We start from the raw sequence: 5,372 nt of genomic DNA, 5'->3' as shown, positions 1-5,372 counted from the left end.
ATTGACCGCAAACACATCTTTATCCACCCCATAAAGATTGTTCTCGATAATTTCCAGCTTCCGCGCATAGACACTCTCCGCCCCCAGCTTATCGCTGGCAAATAGACACGCTCTTAGCTCCAGTAACTCGTGCATCATCCCCAATAGGTACGCACCACTGCCACAAGCCGGATCGCAAGCAGTGACAGTCTTCAAGGCATTCAAAACAGCTTCAGGATCGGCTAGATCGCCACTCTCATGGTCATCCACAAATCGATCGATCTTCTCCCCATCCTCAGCACACTTCGACTTCAAATAACCCTTCAACGTCTCCCGACACATAAAAGCCACGATCGGCTTCGGCGTATAGTAACTCCCCGAACCATGCCGATTTGTCACCAGCTCCTCGAACACCTTGCCCAACATCTCAGGATCTACCGCCACATCCACATCCAGCGGCGTACTCTCACTCACCGTAAAATTAAACCTGTCAAATAACTTCGTGAGAATATTCTCGATCGCCCCATCCGGCACCACAATCCCAGGCACTATCTCACTCGCATCCGCCTCAAACAATCCGCCATTCAGATACGGCACATTGCCAATTAGCTTAATCAGTTTCTTGTCACCCTGCTTATCAGGATCGTTCAAACCCTCAAAGAACAAATGCGACAATCGATCGCGATAAAAATTCCCCAACGGCTGCGACTTCGCCTTTTTATAATCCTGCCATAGAACCTTGAAGTAATCCTGACTGCCATTAAACTCCAGCCAGCCCTTCTTCTGGACAAAAGCAATAAACATCAGACGGTTGAACAACTTCTGCGTAAATAACCGCTTCTGCTCATCGTTTTCGATGCCCTCGATCGAACCCTCAACCGATTCAAATACCAGCTTGTACTCAGAAAAGAACCGATCCGTTACCTTCTCAACATCAAACGCCTCATCATGCTGAATCTGAATCTCCAGCGGCGCAAGCTCGATCGCCTTCTTCCCGCATTCCTGACCGATCGCCTGTAAATCTAACTCACCAATTTGTTCGATCGCCGTGCGTAGTTGTTCGCGCTGATTGACCACTATCCGCCGCAACAACCGCCGTTGAGTATTCTGCTCGTCATGTTTAGCATTAATAAAATGCCAGTCATCCTGAGCCTGATTAGAGAAAACAAACAGCGAGTGTGGATGAATACCCAACAACGCCTCAATAATCCCCCGCTGCTCCTGCTTGTAGATCTGCTGGGAACTCAACCGCGTGTAAATGACCTTAAACTGTCCCCCGACTCCACCATTAGCCAATAGTAGCGGTTCGCTATCCCCCAGACTAGCCCGCACCGAATCCGAAAATCTGCGAGTAGAAATAGGTTCGCTGACTCGATCGTAATGCAATCGATCGTAGAAAAGTTCTTTGAGGCTGCGAGTATCGGTAAGTGACTTTAAGGCTGATTCGATTCGATCGAGCTTGGGCGCAGATGCAATCATGGTGGGTAGTTCGCAATATACCCAAGCACCAGCTATTTACACGACTACTGAATCGATCGTTTTCCTGCTGTGTCAAAGGGGGGATACATTAGCTTTCACCCCGATCCGGACATAATCTCTATTGAATTAATGAGTAGTTCTCATCAGTGGAGACTCGATCGATATAGATCTCCAGATCGATCGAAATGGCATCCGTAATTACATTGAAGAGAATATCTAGATCGAGCTAATAATATTTACCAATCAAAACGATCTCGTAAGATCGATCGTGCTAATTATTGAGAGCAAAAAATTAGAGCATCTCTTCGATATTGAAGAAATGCTCTAGATTGACTAGCTGTGTTTTGCCGTCGGTTGAATCGAGCGATCAGGGTGAGAGGTAGGTGTATTGAGAGAGACTGCGCTCGTAGTTTTGCAACAGGCGTTGGGCTTCGGAAATCTGGATGCGGTTTTCGAGGAGGGCTTGTTCGGCTTTTTGCCGAATGCTCTCGATCAGATCTTCGACATCGTATTGGACGTAGCCGACGACTTCCTGCATCGTATCGCCCTTAACGACGTGTTCGATTTTGTAGCCTTTGGGCGTGAGTTTGATGTGGACGGCATTGGTATCGCCGAATAAATTGTGGAGATTGCCCATGATCTCTTGATAGGCACCACCGAGGAATAAGCCCAGGTAGTAGGGTTTATTGGGTTCCATCGGATGCAGTTCGAGGACGTGTTTAACGTCTTTGAGGTCGATGAATTGGTCGATTTTGCCATCGCTATCGCAGGTGAGATCGGCGAGGATGCCCCGGCGGGTGGGTTCTTCATCCAGACGATGGATCGGCATGATTGGGAAGAGTTGATCGATCGCCCAACTATCGGGTGCGGATTGGAACACCGACAGATTGATATAGTAGATCGACGCCATGATTTGTTCGAGTTCTTCCAAATCTTCGGGCATATATTCCTCGCGTTTGGCGATATCGAGGATTTTTTGACAGCACGCCCAGTAGAGTTGTTCGGCGCGCGATCGCTCGGTAAGCGTCAGGTAGCCAAATTTAAAGCGGCTGAGGGCTTCTTCTTTAAATTGGTTGGCATCGTAGAATGCTTCCCGAAAATTTTCGGGGCTGATGCTCTCGTATGTTTCCCACAGGTTGCGGACGATTTGATGTTCGGGTGTAATGCTGGGTTGGGGCAAGTCGGTGCGGACTTCACAGGTACTCAGGACATCAAAGATCAATACGGATTGGTGGGAAGCGATCGCGCGACCACTTTCACTGATTAAAGTGGGGACGGGGATATTTTTTTCATTACAAGTCTCGCGAACTTCGGCGACGATATCGTTGGCGTAGTTTTGGAGATCGTAATTCTTTGAGGCGTGAAAATTGGTCTGGGAGCCATCGTAGTCGATGCCCAAGCCACCGCCGACGTCGAGATATTTCATATTCGCGCCCAGTTGGACGAGTTCGACGTAGATTTTGCTCGCTTCGCCGATCGCATCTTTAATTACCGAGATCGAGGAAATCTGGGAACCGATGTGGAAGTGGAGCAGTTGCAAGGAGTCGAGCATATCGACCTCCTTGAGCCGATCTACCACCATAATGATTTCTGGGATCGTCAGCCCAAATTTAGCCCGATCTCCACTGGATACGCCCCAACGCCCGATGCCTTTGGCATTGAGCTTGGCACGGACGCCGAGATTAGGTTTGATGCCCAGAGATTTAGCAGCGGCGATCGCGATTTCGACTTCTTCGATCTGCTCTAGCACGATAATCGGTGTTTGCCCCAATTTTTGCGCCAGCATCGCCATTTCGATATACTCGCGATCTTTGTAGCCGTTGCAAATTAGCAACGAACCAGGGTTGTCGAGCATGGCGATCGCGATCGTCAATTCTGGCTTAGAACCGGCTTCGAGGCCGAATTGATAGGGCTTGCCAAATTTAACCAAATCTTCAATCAAGTGCTTTTGTTGGTTGCACTTAACCGGAAATACCCCTTTATAGACACCGCCATAATTGTAACGGGCGATCGCCTTAGCAAAACAGGCATTGAGCCGCTCGATCCGGTGCTCCAAGATGTCCGAAAACCGGATCAGCATCGGTAGTGCTAGATTGCGCTGTTGCAACGAGGATACCAGGTCGAATAGATCTAAAGAGCCACCGCGATCGCCCTGTGGTGAGACGGTAACGTGTCCCGCCGTATCGATCGAAAAGTAAGGCTCGCCCCAACCTTCAATTCGGTACAGATCCTCGCTATCCTCGATCGTCCAAGGTGCTTTGGGCGGTTCGACTTGGAGCTGATGTTTGACACCCACAGTAGCTTTATCCTGAGGATTGACAGTACTCTTCAACAGTTGATTCAACTCTGCTGCTACAGTTGGATCTGGTAGCTCTAATTCCATATTGTTTTGTGCCACGTCCTATCCCATTTTCCCAATCTGAAAAATTCCCGATCGCAATCTTAACGCATTATTCTCAGGATCTCTCGATCGTTTCGATTCGCTAAGGTTGTCTTTAAGATACCCGAGCGATCGGCCAAAACTCATCTGTAAACTGACGGATTATCCTTATTATAGATAGTTTCGCTGCTAGACAGGTTTAGAGCTTAATTCCCAATGCCTTTAAGGTCATCTGACCGATCGCGCCATCTGCTGCCAATCCCTGTTGGGTTTGAAATTTGATAACTGCTGCTTGGGTTTGGCGATCGAATGAACCATTAACAGCAGTAACATAGCCGAGATTGGCAAGTCGTTGCTGAATGCGGGTAATTTCTGTGCCAGTATCGCCCAGGTGCAAGACGCTGGTTCCCCCGAAGCCCCCAATCGGCGCACTATCCATTTTGGCTGCGGTTTGGGCACCAAAATTGCCATCGACAGTCATCGGCTCCTGGGGATGATATTGATTCCACAGCGACTGGAATGCAGCGATGCCCAGCTTATTGAGATCGTTCCGACCGCTAGTTTCGGAAAAATGGACGGGATCGTTACCGCCGAGCCAATGCCAGCCATGCGCTGTCAGATAAGGCTTCCAGGCATTGTAATTGTTGACATCGATCGCCAAGCCATTTTCATGATTGCTATTGCCCGGTTTCGATGCTAATGGGATCAATTTGGAATCGCGCTGAAAAACTTGGTAGAGGATATGCTGCTGGGCGACAGTACGATAAGCCGAGTTAATGGTCATTTTAAGGCCGGGTTGTTTGGCGGTTCCCTCTCGCAGTGCCGCACGCAGAGATTCTTTCGCACCAGTTTGGAGATAGAGATTCAAGCTCGCGCCACTACCTTCAATTCCCGGCAAGCTTTCAAAACTGACTAAAATCCCATTTGCCAAGGTATTCATTTGCGCGATAATTTGCCGACTTAAGCCGCTGACTCGTCCGGTATCGACATTGCGAGCGCGAATCATCTGGTCGATCGCTTCTTTCACTGTAGTCATCAGGTGTTCGGGGTTAGGGGTGAATCGATTATAAAACTTATTTCGATCGTAATCCGTTATTGTAGTTCGATCGGCTGTAGACGCTCTAGATTTCTCTAGATTTATTTATTGGTTTTGTCCCGATTTAACGATCGAACGGGTGGATATAGGAGTGGTAGATGCACCCTGATTATTCGTCCCTGACTTGCCTTTTTGGCAAGTTGGGGCGTTTTTTTGAGGGGAGGGTAGAGGGTAGGGATAGGGAATAGGGGATAGGGAATAGGGATTTTAATTATTTGGTCGGAAAGAGATTGGAAATTTGTCCCGATTGAGCGATCGAAGGCGTGGATATAGGAGTGGTAGATGCACCCTGATTATTCGTCCCTGACTTGCCTTTATTGGCGAGTTGGGGCGTTTTTTTGTAAGGGCGGGGGGCGGGGAGCGATTGAAATCGCGCTGAGGTTCCCGTCTGTCTTGTCTCGCTGTCTTGTCTTGTCTCGCTTCCATCGCCTTTGAAAC

General features: G+C 48.7%; 3 protein-coding genes and 1 pseudogene. All 4 read right to left on the bottom strand.

All coding sequences use genetic code 11. From position 1 onward, the window contains the following. Positions 1 to 1,458: pseudogene (locus RMO84_RS11230) on the bottom strand (class I SAM-dependent DNA methyltransferase); the annotation flags it as partial. A 367-nt stretch (positions 1,459 to 1,825) separates the two neighbouring features. Then, a complete protein-coding gene (gene speA, locus RMO84_RS11225) occupies positions 1,826 to 3,841 on the bottom strand; it encodes a biosynthetic arginine decarboxylase (protein ID WP_310488550.1) in 2,016 nt (671 codons plus the stop codon). A gap of 196 nt (positions 3,842 to 4,037) precedes the next feature. Next, positions 4,038 to 4,874 (bottom strand): peptidoglycan-binding protein, encoded by an 837-nt coding sequence (locus tag RMO84_RS11220; protein ID WP_310488549.1) that lies wholly within the window; start codon positions 4,872 to 4,874, stop codon positions 4,038 to 4,040. 271 nt (positions 4,875 to 5,145) lie between these two features. Further along, positions 5,146 to 5,372, bottom strand: a 227-nt coding sequence (locus RMO84_RS11215) for a hypothetical protein (protein ID WP_310488548.1), incomplete at its 5' end; no start/stop codon positions are given.

It is taken from the genome of Chamaesiphon sp. VAR_69_metabat_338, from assembly GCF_031423935.1.
Lineage (GTDB): Bacteria > Cyanobacteriota > Cyanobacteriia > Cyanobacteriales > Chamaesiphonaceae > Chamaesiphon.
This window is presented reverse-complemented; position numbering and strand designations above follow the sequence as displayed.